Raw genomic sequence first — 15728 nt, forward strand, 5'->3', positions numbered from 1 at the left:
TTGGCTCAGCAATCTCAAATGACTATGTGATTTCTCGCATGGTCACTTGTGATGCTGATAATCTTTTTGACTATCAGTCCGTACTCACAAGCACCCACACGAATTGCTTGATTCAATTTGTTAAAGAGCGTTTGGCTAAGAGCGTTTCGTCTCAACCGAGGCGCGCATTCTACGCTTTCCTCATTTCGTGTCAAGCGTTTATTTTGAAGTTTTTCCCGAGAAACTCGTTTAGCTTCAAACACTTGACTCGCTGCGATCTCTCGTAGCGGGAGGCGAATAATACAGCGTTTAAAACCGCTGTCAACTGCCTTTTTCACCGCTGCCGATCAGTTGATCGAAGCCCTTTCAGCATCTACCGAACTATCTAACTCGTTGAATCTCAAGGAGTTTTTCGTTCCGTTGTCGCTGGAAGTGGTGCGCATTATAAGGAGATTAGAAACGGCGTCAACACTTAATTTGAAGATAATCAGATATTTAGCAAAAAGCCCAAAAGCAAAGCGGGGAGGCCTACCGGCCTCCCCGCTTCTTTCCCGACCTTACAGGCTAGGGAACGCGAACTGCGACGCCTCATGGCTAGCCCGTTGCGGCCAGCGCTGGGTGATGGCCTTGCGGCGGGTATAGAAGCGCACGCCGTCCGGGCCGTAGGCATGCAGGTCGCCGAACAGCGAACGCTTCCAGCCACCGAAGCTGTGGTAGGCAACCGGTACCGGCAGCGGCACGTTGACGCCGACCATGCCCACTTCGATTTCATCGCAGAACAGACGCGCGGCCTCACCATCACGGGTGAAGATGCACGTACCGTTGCCATATTCGTGGTCGTTGATCAGCTGCATGGCGTGTTCCAGGCTGTTCACTCGCACCACGCACAGTACCGGCCCGAAAATCTCTTCTTTATAGATGCGCATTTCCGGGGTGACGTTATCGAACAACGTGCCCCCCACGAAGTAGCCATCTTCGTTACCCGCCACCCGGAAGCCGCGACCATCCACCACCAGCTTGGCACCAGCGGCCAGGCCATCATCGATGTAGCCCACTACCTTGTCGCGAGCCGCTGCGGTTACCAGTGGCCCCATGTCCAGGCCACACGAAGTGCCCGCACCGATCTTCAGCGCCTTGATCTGCGGCTCCAGCTTGGCGATCAACGCATCGGCGACCTGATCGCCCACGCACACCGCGACCGAAATCGCCATGCAACGCTCACCGCACGAACCATACGCCGCGCCCATCAGGGCACTGACCGCGTTGTCCAGGTCGGCATCGGGCATCAGCACCGCGTGGTTCTTGGCACCGCCAAGGGCCTGCACGCGCTTGCCGCGCTTGGTGCCTTCGGCATAGATGTACTCGGCGATCGGCGTCGAGCCCACGAAGCTCAAGGCCTTCACCTCTGGCGCCTCGATCAGCGCATCCACCGCTTCCTTGTCACCGTGCACCACATTGAGGATACCCTTGGGCAGGCCGGCTTCCAGCAACAGTTGGGCGATGAACAAGGTCGAGCTCGGGTCACGCTCGGAAGGCTTCAGAATGAACGCGTTGCCGCAAGCGATGGCCAGCGGGTACATCCACAGCGGCACCATCGCCGGAAAGTTGAACGGGGTGATACCCGCCACCACGCCCAGCGGCTGGAAGTCGGACCAGGCATCGATATTCGGGCCGACGTTACGGCTGTATTCGCCCTTGAGCACCTCGGGAGCGGCGCAGGCGAACTCGACGTTCTCGATACCGCGCTTCAACTCGCCAGCGGCGTCTTCCAGGGTCTTGCCATGCTCTTCGCTGATCATCTGCGAAATGCGCGCTTCGTTTTGCTCAAGCAGTTGCTTGAAGCGGAACATCACCTGGGCACGCTTGGCCGGTGGAGTATTGCGCCAGGCCGGAAATGCCGCCTTGGCCGAATCGATGGCTTCCTGGACCGTGGCCCGGCTTGCCAGCTCGACCTTGCGCACAGCCTGGCCGGTGGAAGGGTTGAAGACATCGGCGGTACGTTCGCCCTTGCTGACCAGCTCACCGTGGATCAGGTGCTGAACAATGCTCATGCGGGACTCCATATATAAAGAAGGGTAAGGCTGGCCCGTGAAGCAGTCAGGGGCCAGCCAGACAAGGCCGGGAAATCAGGCGATCTGGTTCAGCGCTTCGCCGACTGCATCGAACAGGCGGTCCAGCTCCTGCGGCTGGGTATTGAAGGTCGGGCCAAACTGCAGGGTGTCGCCACCGAAGCGTACGTAGAAGCCCGCCTGCCACAGTTTCATCGCCGCCTCGTAAGGACGCACGATGGCGTCGCCGTCACGGGCCGCGATCTGGATCGCACCAGCCAAGCCATAGTTACGAATGTCGACCACGTTCTTGGTGCCCTTGACGCCGTGCAGCAGTTTTTCGAAGTGCGGCGCCAGATCGGCTGCCGACTGCACCAGGCTTTCCTTCTGCAGCAGGTCCAGGGCGGCGATGCCTGCGGCGCAGGCCACGGGGTGCGCCGAGTAGGTGTAGCCGTGGGGGAATTCCACGGCGTATTCCGGGGTCGGCTGGTTCATGAAGGTCTGGTAGATCTCGCTGCTGGCGATCACCGCGCCCATGGGAATGGCGCCGTTGGTGACCTGCTTGGCGATGCACATCAGGTCCGGAGTGACACCAAAGGCTTCGGCGCCGGTCATGGCGCCCATGCGGCCGAAACCGGTGATCACTTCGTCGAAGATCAGCAGGATGTTGTGTTGGCTGCAGATCTCGCGCAGGCGCTTGAGGTAGCCCTTGGGCGGCGGCAGTACACCGGCCGAACCGGCCAGCGGCTCGACGATCACCGCGGCGATGTTCGAAGCGTCATGCAACTCGATGAGCTTGAGCATTTCGTCGGCCAAGGCGATGCCGCCCTCTTCCGGCAAACCCTTGGAGAATGCGTTGACCGGCAGCACGGTGTGGGGCAGGTGGTCGACGTCCAGCAACTGGCCGAACATCTTGCGGTTGCCATTGACGCCGCCCAGGCTGGTACCGGCGATGTTCACCCCGTGGTAGCCACGGGCACGACCGATGATCTTGGTCTTGGTCGCCTGGCCTTTGAGGCGCCAGTACGCACGGACCATCTTCAGCGCGGTGTCGGCGCACTCGGAGCCGGAGTTGGTATAGAAGACGTGGTTGAGATCGCCGGGGGTGAGTTCGGTGATCTTCTCGGCCAACTGGAACGACAGCGGGTGACCGAACTGGAACGCCGGAGAATAGTCCAGGGTACCGATCTGGCGGGCCACCGCCTCGGTGATTTCCTTGCGGGTATGGCCAGCCCCGCAGGTCCACAGTCCGGACAGCGCATCGAAGATCTTGCGCCCCTTGTCATCGACCAGGTGGTTGCCTTCGGCGGCGACGATCAGCCGTGGATCGCGCTGGAAGTTGCGGTTGGCGGTGTAGGGCATCCAGTGGGCATCCAGCTTGAGCTGGCTGGCGATCCCGATGGGGGCGTTGACGGGCTGGTTCATCGGCGGTTCCTCGAAAGACGATTAGGCAACGATGGATGTTGTTGCAGCTAAATTGGCACGCGGATAAAGTCTGAAAAACCCTGCATTTCTAACCTTCAGGTAGCTCCGAGCTAAACAATGAGCCGACGCCCAGACCCCCTTGCGCAAGTCAGCGATTTCGACATCCGCTTGTTGAAGATCTACCGCAGCGTAGTCGAATGCGGTGGCTTCTCGGCCGCCGAGAACGTGCTGGGCATCGGCCGCTCGGCCATCAGCCAGCAGATGAACGATCTGGAGCAACGCCTGGGCCTGCGCCTGTGCCAACGTGGGCGCGCCGGTTTCTCGCTGACCGAGGAAGGCCGCGAGGTGTATCACTCGGCGCTGCAACTGCTGAGCGCTCTGGAGACCTTCCGCACCGAGGTCAACGGCCTGCATCAGCACCTGCGCGGCGAACTCAACATCGGCCTGACAGACAACCTGGTGACCCTGCCGCACATGCGCATCACCCATGCCCTGGCCGAACTCAAGGACCGAGGTCCGGACGTGCGCATCCAGATCCGCATGATCGCGCCCAGCCAGGTCGAACAGGGCGTGCTCGACGGCAGCCTGCACGTCGGCGTGGTGCCGCAGACCAGCCCCCTTTCCGGCCTCGAATACCAACCGCTGTACAGCGAACGCTCGCTGCTCTACTGCGCCGTCGGCCACCCCCTGTTCTATGCCGACGACCAGCAGCTCGACGATGCCCGGCTGAACGCGCAGGAGGCGATCGCCCCCACCTTCCGCCTGCCGGCCGACATCCAGGCGCACTACCAATCGCTCAATTGCACGGCCAGCGCCTCGGACCGTGAAGGCATGGCGTTTCTGATTCTCACCGGGCGCTACATCGGCTACCTGCCCGACCACTACGCCACGTTCTGGGTCCAGCAGGGTCGCCTGCGGGCGCTCAAGCCCGGCCAGCGCTTCTATGACCTGAGCCTCAGCTGGGTGACGCGCAAAGGCCGGCGGCCAAACCTGGTGCTGGAAAGCTTCCTCGATAGCCTGGCCGCGACACGCTGATGCCTCTGCATGACGCTAGTGCTTGTCACCTGTGCACAGGCAGGTAATCTTGTCCGACATCCGTTATTACCGCCGCTACGGAATCGTCCATGACCCTTGAAGTCCCTGCGCACCGCCTTTCCGCCTCGGGCAAGCCCGCCGGCCGCATCCGCCAGAAGAACGAACAGGCCATCATCCAGGCCGCCGAAGACGAGTTCGCCCGCCACGGTTTCAAGGGCACCAGCATGAACACCATCGCGGTGAAAGCCGGGCTGCCCAAGGCCAATCTGCATTACTACTTCACCAACAAGCTGGGCCTGTACATCGCCGTGCTCAGCAACATCATCGAGTTGTGGGACAGCACCTTCAACACCCTGAGCGTCGATGACGACCCCGCCGAGGCCCTGAGCAACTACATCCGCACCAAGATGGAGTTCTCCCGGCGCAACCCACAGGCCTCGCGGATCTTCGCCATGGAAGTGATCAGCGGCGGCAGTTGCCTGACCGAGTACTTCAGCGCCGACTACCGCGAGTGGTTCCGTGGCCGGGCCGCCGTGTTCGAGGCCTGGATCGCAGCCGGCAAGATGGACGCCGTGGACCCGGTGCACCTGATCTTCCTGCTCTGGGGCAGCACCCAGCACTATGCCGACTTCGCCACGCAGATCTGCCAGGTCACCGGCCGTAGTCGCCTGACCAAGCAGGACATGGAAGATGCCAGCAACAATCTTATCCACATCATTCTCAAGGGGTGCGGCATCCAGCCGAGCGCCTGATAGCCTATGCCTTCTACCCTGCTAGACCTCTGCGCGTTTCGCGAGGAAATCCGCAAGAGCCGCTTCATCACCCTCGCCGGGCCGATCAGCAGCGCCGCCGAAGCCATGAGCTTCATCGAACGCCACAGCGACCTGGCGGCCACCCATAACTGCTGGGCCTGGAAACTCGGTGCCCAGTACCGCAGCAATGACGACGGCGAGCCGGGCGGTACCGCCGGGCGACCGATCCTGGCGGCTATCGAAGCGCAGGATTGCGACCAGGTGGTGGTACTGGTGATCCGCTGGTACGGCGGCATCCAGCTCGGCACTGGCGGACTGGCGCGAGCCTATGGCGGCGGTGCCAACAAATGCCTGCAACAGGCGCCCAAACGGCTGCTGGTGCAGCGCAGCGAATTCACCTGCAGTTGCAGTTTCAGCGAGCTGGCATTGCTCAAGCTGCGCCTGGCAGAGGTGGACGGCCTGGTGCTGGACGAGCAGTTCACTGCCAACGGCGTCGACCTGACTATCGCCCTGGGCGAAGCACACCTGGCGGCGCTGCAACAGCAACTCGCCGACCTGAGTCGCGGACGGATCATCCTGCAGGGCAGTTGATCGGTTGCTCACAACTACTGTGGGCCTGCCTGTGGATAAGCTTGGGGCATTCTTACACAAGCCCGTAATATCAAGGCCTGCAGGGCTTTGATCATATTTTGATCAAGGGTCTCGATCACGCCAACCCGCTGATTGGCCAAGCGTTCTTATCCACACGAATGCGGCGGGGCGCAGCGAGGTGAGCAGGGCTTGCACACATTTACTGTGGAACAGCCTGTGGATAACCCGTTAGCCAACAAGCCAAGCGCCCGCCTGGACAGGTTTTGACGTGATTGATCATTTTTTGCACAGCAGCGAAACAGGCGCCATCGCCTCGGGTGATTTATCCTGAATCCCCTTCCCCACCGTTCAAGGAACGTTCCCATGGCAACTTCACGAACTGCCCTCATCATCGGCGCCTCCCGTGGGCTCGGCCTGGGCCTGGTACAGCGCCTGCACGAAGATGGCTGGAACATCACCGCCACCGTCCGTGACCCCGCCAAGGCTGGTGCCCTGGGCGAGGTGCCAGGCGTTCGTATCGAGCGCCTGGAAATGAACGACACCGCCCAGCTCGATGGCCTCAAGCAGCGCCTGCAAGGCGAAGTCTTCGACCTCGTGTTCGTCAATGCCGGCGTGATGGGCCCGCTGCCCCAGGACCTGGAACGTGTGCAGGGTTCGGACATCGGCGACCTGTTCATGACCAACGCAGTCGCGCCGATCCGCGTCGCCCGCCGCCTGGTCGGCCAGGTGCGCGAGGGCACCGGCGTGCTGGCCTTCATGAGTTCGGTGCTGGGCAGCGTGGCCATCCCCGATGGCAGCGAAATCTGCCTGTACAAGGCGAGCAAGGCTGCACTGAACTCGATGATCAACAGCTTCGTCACCGAGCTTGCGCGCCCGGACCTGTGCGTTCTGGCCATGCACCCTGGCTGGGTCAAGACCGACATGGGCGGTGAGAACGCCGAGATCGACGTGCTCACCAGTACCCGTGGCATGCTCGAGCAGATCAAGGCCCAGGCGGGCCAGGGCGGCCTGCGCTTCATCAACTACAAGGGCGAAGCCCTGACCTGGTGAATTGAAAGCCGCGCGGCGAGGCAGTAGACTCCATGCCTCGCCCCCACGGCGGACCTGGATCAGCAGACAGGGCAACACTGAGCTGGCTAACCCTGAACCCACTTTCAGAGGAGCCGGCACCATGCCTGCGACCCGCACCTGGTTGAAATCCCCCCTTGCCATCTTCACGGCCAACGGCAGCGATGCCCGTGGCGGCCTGGTCATCGAGAATGGCCGCATCAGCGAACTTCTGGCCAGCGGCCAGAGCCCCAGCGCCCCTTGCCAACACGTCTTCGATGCCCGCGAGCACGTGGTGCTGCCTGGCCTGATCAATACCCACCACCACTTCTACCAGACCCTGACCCGGGCCTGGGCCCCGGTGGTGAACCAGCCGCTGTTCCCCTGGCTGAAAACCCTGTATCCCGTCTGGGCGCGCCTGACCCCTAGCAAACTGGCACTGGCCAGCGAAGTCGCCCTGGCCGAACTGCTGCTGTCGGGTTGCACCACCGCCGCCGACCACCACTACCTGTTCCCGCAGGGCCTGGACAACGCCATCGACGTGCAGGTCGAGGCAGTGCGCAAACTGGGCATGCGCGCCATGCTCACCCGCGGCTCGATGAGCCTGGGCGAGGCCGATGGCGGCCTGCCGCCGCAACAGACGGTACAGCAGGGCGAGGTCATCCTGGCCGACAGCCAGAGACTTATCCACAGCTATCACGAACGTGGCGACGGCGCCCAGATCCAGATCGCCCTGGCGCCATGCTCGCCGTTCTCGGTCACCCCAGAGATCATGCGCGCAAGCGCCAGCCTGGCGGAGGAACTGGACGTGCGCCTGCATACCCACCTGGCCGAAACCCTCGACGAGGAATCGTTCTGCCTGCAACGCTTTGGCCTGCGTACCGTCGACTACCTCGACAGCGTCGGTTGGCTCGGCCCACGTACTTGGCTGGCCCATGGCATTCATTTCAATCCTGACGAAATCGCCCGCCTCGGCGCGGCGGGCACCGGCATCTGCCATTGCCCGAGTTCCAACATGCGCCTGGCCTCGGGTATCTGCCCGAGCGCAGAGCTGGAAGCCGCTGGAGCCCCCGTGGGCCTCGGCGTGGACGGCTCGGCCTCCAACGATGCCTCGAACATGATTCTCGAGGCGCGTCAGGCCCTGTACCTGCAACGCCTGCGCTACGGCGCCGAGCAAATCACCCCGGAGCGCGCACTGGGCTGGGCCACCCGTGGTTCCGCGCGCCTGCTCGGGCGCCAGGACATCGGTGAGCTGGCGCCAGGCAAGCAGGCCGACCTGGCCCTGTTCAAGCTCGACGAACTACGCTTCTCCGGTAGCCATGATCCGCTTAGCGCACTGCTGCTGTGCGGCGCAGATCGCGCCGACCGGGTCATGGTCGGCGGCCAGTGGCGGGTCGTCGACGGCCAGATCGAAGGGCTCGACGTGCGCGGGCTGATCGCCGACCACCGCCAGGCCGCCGCCGAGCTGATCGCTGGTTGAGCCGCCAGGGGCCTTACCGGGCGCATTGTCCGGCAAGGCCCTGTAGAATGCCCCCTGAACGTACCTGATTCGAGATTGCTTTATTTATGTATGACTGGTTGAACGCCCTGCCCAAGGCCGAACTGCACCTGCACCTGGAAGGTTCGCTTGAACCCGAGTTGCTGTTCGCCCTCGCCGAGCGCAACAAGATCGCCCTGCCCTGGAAGGATGTCGAGGCCCTGCGGGGTGCCTACGCCTTCAACAACCTGCAAGAGTTCCTCGACCTGTACTACCAGGGCGCGGACGTGCTGCGCACCGAGCAGGACTTCTACGACCTGACCTGGGCCTACCTGCAGCGCTGCAAGGCGCAGAACGTCATCCACACCGAGCCGTTCTTCGACCCACAGACCCATACCGACCGCGGCATCCCGTTCGAGGTGGTGCTCAATGGCATCCACCAGGCACTCAAGGATGGCCGCGAGCAGCTGGGTATCAGCAGCGGCCTGATCCTCAGTTTCCTGCGTCACCTGAGCGAAGACGAAGCGCACAAGACCCTCGACCAGGCGCTGCCCTTCCGCGACGCCTTCATCGCCGTGGGCCTGGACAGCTCCGAAATGGGCCATCCACCGAGCAAGTTCCAGCGTGTGTTCGACCGCGCCCGTGACGAAGGCTTCGTCGCCGTCGCCCATGCCGGCGAAGAAGGTCCACCCGAGTACATCTGGGAAGCCCTCGACCTGCTGAAGATCAAGCGCATCGACCACGGCGTGCGCGCCATCGAGGACGAACGCCTGATGCAGCGCATCATCGAGGAACAGATCCCGCTGACGGTGTGCCCGTTGTCCAACACCAAGCTCTGCGTGTTCGACCATATGAGCCAACACAACATCCTCGACATGCTCGAGCGTGGCGTGAAGGTAACGGTCAATTCCGACGACCCTGCCTACTTCGGTGGCTACGTCACCGAAAACTTCCACGCCCTCCATACCCACCTGGGTATGACCGAGGACCAGGCCCGTCGCCTTGCGCAGAACAGCCTGGACGCGAGGCTCGTTTAAGTCGCCACCCCGCTGCAACGTCGGCTCCCTCGCCGACGTTGCGCTCATCCCATCTGCAACGTTGTCACTCGGGCGATCCGATTGATCTGCTGTACCCCCACCGCGCAGATGTGCAACGCCCGGGTTCCCTCCGGCTCGCGGATCCACCCCGACTGCAGGAACAACCTGAGCAATGCCTGCCCCACGCTGCCACCCAGATGCGGCCCCTGGTCGCTCGATTCGCTGCAATGGCAGATCACGCAGCTGCCACGCTGACGTGGCGCCAAGGCCTCGATGTAGACCCCAATGCTCGCCAGTTGCACCCGCCCCTCCTCACTGACCATCAACTGGCGCTCGTTGCCTTCGAGCCAGCCCGCGACTACCAACCGCTGGTACAGTTCGGCAGCCAACTCCCCGCCCAGGTGATCACCACAGCGTCGGGCCCGGCGCAGCGACATCGGCAGTTGCACAGCGCTACTCTGGCGTTCGCCATTGCCCAACTGGACGCTGGCCAGTGCCTCCACCGCGGCGCCCACCTGAGGCGTTGCCAGCCTGAAATAACGCTTGCGCCCGCGTGCCTCCAGCCTCAGTAGCCCCGCCGACGACAACAGCGAGAGGTGCGCACAGGCCGAGGATGCGGTGAGACCGGCCATGACGGCGATCTCGTCGGTAGGACGTGGCGTGCCATCGATCAGCGCCCACAACATCGCACTGCGCTTGGGGTCGGCCATCAGGCCGGCAATCTGGCTGATACTGCTCACTGCATTCATGATGCTCGAACTCTCCCTGAATGATCACGGCTGCTCTGCGATGGCCAGCGCCGGCAGCGCGCCCTACACGCACTTTTGGCAGCAGTCCCTGAAGAGGGAAACCTGTCTCGCTGGTGCTGGCCGAGGCGCCAGTATAAGCCGCTGCAGGCGGCGCGCTGGTAGGTGAAAACCCGGGAGTTCACTGGATATACGCCGAGGGTAGGCACACCCTCGAGAAAGTTGGTAAAGCGTTGATCGACAGCGCAGGCAACAGCCAGCACAAGCGAAGACTTGGCCGACGAGTAGCTTCCGAAAATAAGGCGAGTTAAAGCGAAGGATCAACATTGCTCCCCGCCATGGGACCTGGAGCCTGAAATGGCCTGACGACCGTCAGTCAGGCGCTCGGTCGCACCGATGGCGGGCGAAGAGGACGGCGCTACACTAGAGCGTCCGCCCCCTTCTCGAAGGTATGCCGCGATGAAAATTGTCGTCAGCGCTTCGAACCAAAGCCCCACTTGCCGTTGGCAGGTGAGGCTCGACGAGCATGTGGTGAACTTCCGCAGCGAGGCCGAAGCCCGAGCCTTCGTCGCCACCCTCGAAACCCGCCTGAATGCGCCTCACCCCCTCATGCAGCAAGCTGCCTGGCCTGCAAACGCCGGGTCAGCAGCGCGACACTGACCACCAGCGCGCCGCACAGGCTGATGACCAGGCTCATCGGCACGGCGCTGCCATCGTGCAGCAGGCCGACCAGCGCCGCGGCCCCGGCCGCGACACTGAACTGCACGCAGCCCATCAATGCCGAGGCGCTGCCAGCCCTGGCACCTTGCCCGTTCATGGCACAGGCCGAGGCGTTGGGGATGATGCAACCAAGGCTGGAAATGCATACGAAAAGCGGCAGCAAAAGCATCCACAGATGCTCTGGTCGTGACGCCGCGACTGCCAGCAGCACCAGCCCGGCGGCCAGGTAGACCCCCACCGCCCGCACCAGCAACCAGGCCGGGCCGCGCTTGGACAACAGCCGCGCATTCACCTGGGCAACCAGAATGAAGCCCGCGGCATTGGTGCCGAACAACCAACCGAAGTGTTCCGCCGGCACGCCATACAGCTTGATGAAAATGAACGGCGAACCGGCGATGTAGGCGAACATGCCGGCAATCGCGACTCCGCCGGTCACCGCATGGCCAAGGAACACCCGGTCACGCAACAGGCGCACGTATTGGCGCAGCGCCCCCGACAGTGGCTGGCGTGGAATGTGTGCCGGCAGGCTCTCCGGCAGGCCCAGGCTCACCGCCAGCAGGGCAGCGGCGCTGAACAGGCTCAAGGCGAGGAAGATCGACTGCCAGCCGGCCAAGTTGACCAGCACGCCACCGAGCATCGGTGCCAGGATCGGTGCCAGGCCCATCACCAGCATGAGCTGCGAGAACACCTTGGCCGAGCCCACTGCGTCGCATTTGTCGCTGACGATCGCCCGCGACAGCACCATGCCGGCGCAGCCGCCCAGGGCCTGGACGAAGCGGGCCACGATCAGCGTGTCGAGGTTGGGCGCATAGGCGCAGGCCAGCGACGCCAGAGTGAACAGTGTCACGCCGAACAGCAACGGCTTGCGCCGGCCAAACCGATCGGCTACCGGACCATAGGCCAGCTGGCCGATGGACAAGCCCAGGAAATACGCAGCCAGGGTGGTCTGCACGTGTTGTTCATCGGTGGCGAACGCCTGCGCCATTGCCGGGAAGGCGGGCAGGTAGAAGTCGATCGCCAGTGGCCCGAACGCACTGAGTGCGCCCAGGATCAGGACCATTCGCAGGTTCATGGGAAATCCATAGCAGGCTAAGCAAACCAGTCATTCTACCTGCTGTGGACATCGCCTGGATGAAAACATTTGCATCGATCAGGGGCTGCGTCCAGCCCCGTCGCGGCTATGCCTGCTGCGCCTGGTAACCCTCCTCGCGGATCGCTGCCAGGATGGCCTCGGCCGCCAGGCCGCTCTGCACCTTCACCTGCTTGCCCGCCAGGTCTACCTCTACCCGGGCCTCGGCGTCCTGCTCCTGCACCGCACGGGTGACGGCTTTGACACAATGGCCGCAGGTCATGCCTTGTACGTTGAACACTTGCATGGGGTTGCCTCCTTCAGGATTTGCCTCAGTTTCAAGCTTGCCACCGGGTCAAGGTCAAGTTCCGCGGCAAACGGTCGGGGTGGAAATCCTCGCGCGGGTCGGCCAAGCTGCGCCTTTGACGATTTTTGCAAGCAGGAGATTCATCATGTTCAGGGCAGCATTGGGCCTTGTCGGGTTACTGGGTGCGCTGGCCGTCGTGCCGCCCGCCAGCGCCGAGGGCAACTCGGACTATGGCGTGCTGATCATTTCCCGGGAGCGCCTGGAAGTGGCCACCAGTTGCGAGATCGGCATCTACCTCAACGACCAACTGGCCGGACGCCTGTTCCAGGAGCAGTCGACCTCCTTCAACCTGCCACCGGGATCGGTGGACGTACGCCTGCGCCTGCTGCCGGGCCAGGCACCCGGTTGTGCCCCGGGGGTCGAGGACCAGCGCAGCACGCGGCTGACCCTGCACGCCGGGCAGATCAGCAAGTACCGCATCGCGGTCAGCCCAGCCGGCTTCGAACTCAAGCGAGCCAATCTGGGCTATTGACCTTGACCGCGTGGCAAGGTTGAAGCTGGGGGCCTGAACAAAGGAGCTGTGCCATGCCCGCATCCACAACTTTCGACTTGCCCATCTCCGGCATGACCTGCGCCAGCTGCGCGGGGCGTGTCGAACGCGCCCTGCGCAAGGTCAGCGGCGCCGAGCAGGTCAGCGTCAACCTCGCCAGCGAACGGGCACGGGTCCAGGCGCCGGCCGACAGCCTGCCGGCCCTGCTCGGCGCAGTCCGCGACGCTGGCTACCAGGTGCCAGACCGCACGGTGGAGTTGCAGGTCGGCGGCATGACCTGCGCCAGTTGCGTCGGGCGCGTCGAACGCGCCCTGGGCAAAGTCGCCGGAGTCGAACAGGCCTCGGTCAACCTGGCCAGCGAGCGCGCCCATGTCCAGGTGCTCGCCTGCGTCGACGACAACCAGTTGATCGCAGCCATCGAAAAGGCCGGCTACAGCGCCAGCCTGGCGCACGCCCACCACGATGAGCAGGCCGACGCGCAACGGCGTCTGCGCCGCGAACGCCTGGCCGTGGCCGCGGCCCTGCTGCTGGCGCTGCCGCTGGTTCTGCCGATGCTGGTACAGCCCTTGGGCCTGCACTGGATGCTGCCTGCCTGGGCGCAGTGGCTGCTGGCGACGCCGGTACAGTTCATTCTCGGCGCACGCTTCTACGTGGCGGCCTGGAAGGCCGTGCGCGCCGGGGCCGGCAACATGGACCTGCTGGTGGCCCTGGGCACCAGCGCAGGCTATGGCCTGAGCCTCTACCAGTGGGCGCAGGCCCCGGCCGGCCATGCACCGCACCTGTATTTTGAAGCCTCCGCCGTGGTGATTGCCCTGGTGCTGCTCGGCAAGTACCTGGAAAGCCGCGCCAAGCGCCAGACCGCCAGCGCCATCCGCGCCCTCGAGGCATTACGCCCGGAGCGTGCGCTGCGCGTGGTCGATGGCAAGGAAGAAGATGTCGCCATCAGCCAACTGCGCCTGGGTGACCTGGTGCTGGTGAAGCCGGGCGAGCGCTTCCCGGTCGATGGCAGCGTAGAGGATGGCAGCAGCCATGCCGACGAAGCCCTGATCAGCGGCGAAAGCCTGCCGGTGCCCAAGCAACCGGGCGACAACGTCACCGGCGGCGCGATCAACGGCGAAGGGCGCCTGCTGGTGCGTACCCAGGCGCTGGGTACCGAGACCGTACTGGCTCGCATCATCCGCCTGGTCGAGGATGCCCAGGCGGCCAAGGCACCGATCCAGAAGCTGGTCGACCGCGTCAGCCAGGTCTTCGTCCCGGCAGTGCTGGTGCTGGCACTGATCACCCTGCTCGGCTGGTGGCTGGCCGGAGCCCCCCTCGAAACCGCGCTGATCAATGCCGTCGCCGTGCTGGTCATCGCCTGCCCCTGTGCGCTGGGCCTGGCTACCCCGGCGGCGATCATGGCCGGCACGGGTGTCGCCGCTCGCCACGGCATCCTGATCAAGGACGCCGAGGCGCTGGAGCGCGCCCACGCGGTGAACCGGGTGGTGTTCGACAAGACCGGCACCCTCACCTCCGGCAGCCCGCAGGTCGTCCATAGCCAGGCCGTCTCCGGCGATAGCGATGAACTGCTGATGCTTGCGGGCGCCCTGCAGCGCGGCAGCGAGCACCCGCTGGCCAAGGCAGTGCTCGATGCCTGCGCCGAACGCGGGTTGCAGGTTGCCACCGTCGAGCACAGCCAGGCCCTGGCCGGCCGCGGCATCGCCGGTAACGTGGGCAATCGCGAACTGATCCTGGGCAACCGCCGCCTGCTCGACGAAAACAACCTGCAGCCCGGCGACCTGGCGAACCAGGCCGAGCACTGGGAAGCCGAGGGGCGCACCCTGTCGTGGTTGATCGAACGTGGCAGCCAGCCCAAGGTGCTCGGCCTGCTGGCCTTCGGCGACAGCCTCAAGCCCGGAGCCGAGCAAGCCATCGCCGCCTTGCACGCCCGACACATCAGCAGCCACCTGCTGACCGGTGACAACCGCGGCAGCGCCAAGGTGGTGGCCGAGCGTCTGGGCATCGACGACGTGCACGCCGAAGTGCTGCCCGCCGACAAAGCCGCCACTGTCGCGCAGCTCAAACGGGATGGGGTGGTGGCAATGGTCGGCGACGGCATCAACGATGCCCCGGCCCTTGCCGCCGCCGATATCGGCATCGCCATGGGTGGCGGCACCGACGTTGCCATGCAGGCCGCCGGCATCACCCTGATGCGCGGCGACCCGCGCCTGGTCCCAGCCGCCCTGGAGATCAGCCGCAAGACCTACGCCAAGATCCGCCAGAACCTGTTCTGGGCCTTCATCTACAACCTGGTGGGCATCCCCCTGGCCGCGCTGGGCTACCTCAATCCCGTGCTGGCAGGCGCCGCCATGGCGCTGTCGAGTGTCAGCGTGGTGAGCAACGCGCTCTGGCTCAAGACCTGGAAACCTACCCACCACTCGCAGGAGGCACCATGAACATCGGCCAGGCCGCTCGCCGCACCGGGCTCAGCACCAAGATGATTCGCTACTACGAGTCCATCGGCCTGCTCAAGCCGGCCTTGCGCAGCGACAGCGGCTATCGCCTGTACCAGGAGCAAGACCTGCATAACCTGGCGTTCATCAAGCGCTCGCGCGACCTGGGGTTCTCCCTGGACGAAGTCGGCAAGTTGCTGGCCCTCTGGCAGGACCGCCAACGCGCCAGCGCCGATGTGAAGGCACTGGCCGTTCAACACATCGACGCACTCAACCAGCGCATCGAAGAATTGGTCGGCCTGCGCGACACACTGAGCGAGCTGATCACCCACTGCCAGGGCGACGACCGCCCCGATTGCCCGATTCTCCGGGACCTTGCCAATGGCAGCGATTGCTGCCGATGAAGCTGCCGAGGCTGTTTGGTATGCCGTATTAGCCTAAACGCGACGAAATCATCTCTCCCCACGACTTCGCCCCACAAATACGGGGGCTGGCGCTCAAACAACGCAGGGC

General features: G+C 63.9%; 15 protein-coding genes. 10 read left to right on the forward strand and 5 right to left on the reverse strand.

The features are described 5' to 3' along the window. Positions 1-536: 536 nt before the first annotated feature. A complete protein-coding gene (locus E6B08_RS26875) occupies positions 537-2030 on the reverse strand; it encodes a CoA-acylating methylmalonate-semialdehyde dehydrogenase (protein ID WP_136916735.1) in 1494 nt (497 codons plus the stop codon). A gap of 75 nt (positions 2031-2105) precedes the next feature. Further along, complete coding sequence (locus tag E6B08_RS26880) at positions 2106-3452, reverse strand: aspartate aminotransferase family protein (protein ID WP_136916736.1); 1347 nt, start codon at positions 3450-3452, stop codon at positions 2106-2108. Between the two features lie 117 nt (positions 3453-3569). Between E6B08_RS26880 and E6B08_RS26885 the strand changes: the two genes are divergently transcribed. The 6 genes from E6B08_RS26885 (at position 3570) to E6B08_RS26910 (ending at position 9391) form a co-directional block, all read left to right on the forward strand. Then, entirely contained in the window at positions 3570-4487 is a 918-nt protein-coding gene (locus tag E6B08_RS26885; RefSeq protein WP_136916737.1) for a LysR family transcriptional regulator, read from the forward strand. Between the two features lie 89 nt (positions 4488-4576). Beyond that, entirely contained in the window at positions 4577-5239 is a 663-nt protein-coding gene (locus E6B08_RS26890) for a TetR/AcrR family transcriptional regulator (RefSeq protein WP_136916738.1), read from the forward strand. 6 nt (positions 5240-5245) lie between these two features. Beyond that, on the forward strand, positions 5246-5830 hold the full coding sequence (locus E6B08_RS26895; RefSeq protein WP_136916739.1) for an IMPACT family protein: 585 nt from the start codon (positions 5246-5248) through the stop codon (positions 5828-5830). A 363-nt stretch (positions 5831-6193) separates the two neighbouring features. Further along, positions 6194-6880: an SDR family oxidoreductase gene (locus E6B08_RS26900; protein WP_136916740.1), complete on the forward strand. Its 687-nt coding sequence runs from the start codon at positions 6194-6196 to the stop codon at positions 6878-6880. A gap of 121 nt (positions 6881-7001) precedes the next feature. Further along, positions 7002-8357 (forward strand): 8-oxoguanine deaminase, encoded by a 1356-nt coding sequence (locus E6B08_RS26905; RefSeq protein WP_136916741.1) that lies wholly within the window; start codon positions 7002-7004, stop codon positions 8355-8357. An 86-nt stretch (positions 8358-8443) separates the two neighbouring features. Beyond that, on the forward strand, positions 8444-9391 hold the full coding sequence (locus E6B08_RS26910; RefSeq protein ID WP_136916742.1) for an adenosine deaminase: 948 nt from the start codon (positions 8444-8446) through the stop codon (positions 9389-9391). A gap of 44 nt (positions 9392-9435) precedes the next feature. Here the strand turns inward: E6B08_RS26910 and E6B08_RS26915 are convergent, their stop codons facing one another. Further along, positions 9436-10140, reverse strand: a complete 705-nt coding sequence (locus E6B08_RS26915; RefSeq protein ID WP_136916743.1) for an ArsR/SmtB family transcription factor — start codon at positions 10138-10140, stop codon at positions 9436-9438. Positions 10141-10596: 456 nt separating this feature from the next. Between E6B08_RS26915 and E6B08_RS31230 the strand changes: the two genes are divergently transcribed. Beyond that, positions 10597-10797 carry a hypothetical protein gene (locus tag E6B08_RS31230; RefSeq protein ID WP_136916744.1) on the forward strand — a complete coding sequence of 67 codons (201 nt, stop codon included), beginning with the start codon at positions 10597-10599 and terminating at the stop codon, positions 10795-10797. Here the strand turns inward: E6B08_RS31230 and E6B08_RS26925 are convergent. Next, positions 10745-11929, reverse strand: coding sequence for a multidrug effflux MFS transporter (locus E6B08_RS26925; RefSeq protein ID WP_136916745.1), 1185 nt, complete (start codon positions 11927-11929; stop codon positions 10745-10747). The genes E6B08_RS31230 and E6B08_RS26925 overlap by 53 nt on opposite strands. A gap of 106 nt (positions 11930-12035) precedes the next feature. After that, the gene (locus E6B08_RS26930; protein WP_136916746.1) at positions 12036-12233 is read right to left on the reverse strand and encodes a heavy-metal-associated domain-containing protein; all 198 of its coding nucleotides are present in this window, start codon (positions 12231-12233) and stop codon (positions 12036-12038) included. A 145-nt stretch (positions 12234-12378) separates the two neighbouring features. Here E6B08_RS26930 and E6B08_RS26935 point away from each other — a divergent pair, with 145 nt between their 5' ends. Genes E6B08_RS26935 through cueR form a run of 3 tightly spaced genes read left to right on the forward strand, consistent with a single transcriptional unit; the run spans position 12379 to position 15619 of the window. After that, positions 12379-12765 (forward strand): hypothetical protein, encoded by a 387-nt coding sequence (locus E6B08_RS26935; protein WP_136916747.1) that lies wholly within the window; start codon positions 12379-12381, stop codon positions 12763-12765. Positions 12766-12818: 53 nt separating this feature from the next. Then, positions 12819-15218, forward strand: coding sequence for a heavy metal translocating P-type ATPase (locus tag E6B08_RS26940; protein WP_136916748.1), 2400 nt, complete (start codon positions 12819-12821; stop codon positions 15216-15218). After that, positions 15215-15619, forward strand: coding sequence for a Cu(I)-responsive transcriptional regulator (cueR, locus tag E6B08_RS26945; protein WP_136916749.1), 405 nt, complete (start codon positions 15215-15217; stop codon positions 15617-15619). Before E6B08_RS26940 ends, cueR begins: the two co-directional genes overlap by 4 nt. Positions 15620-15728 lie beyond the last annotated feature (109 nt).

The sequence above is a fragment of the Pseudomonas putida genome, from assembly GCF_005080685.1.
In the GTDB taxonomy this organism is placed as follows: domain Bacteria; phylum Pseudomonadota; class Gammaproteobacteria; order Pseudomonadales; family Pseudomonadaceae; genus Aquipseudomonas; species Aquipseudomonas putida_V.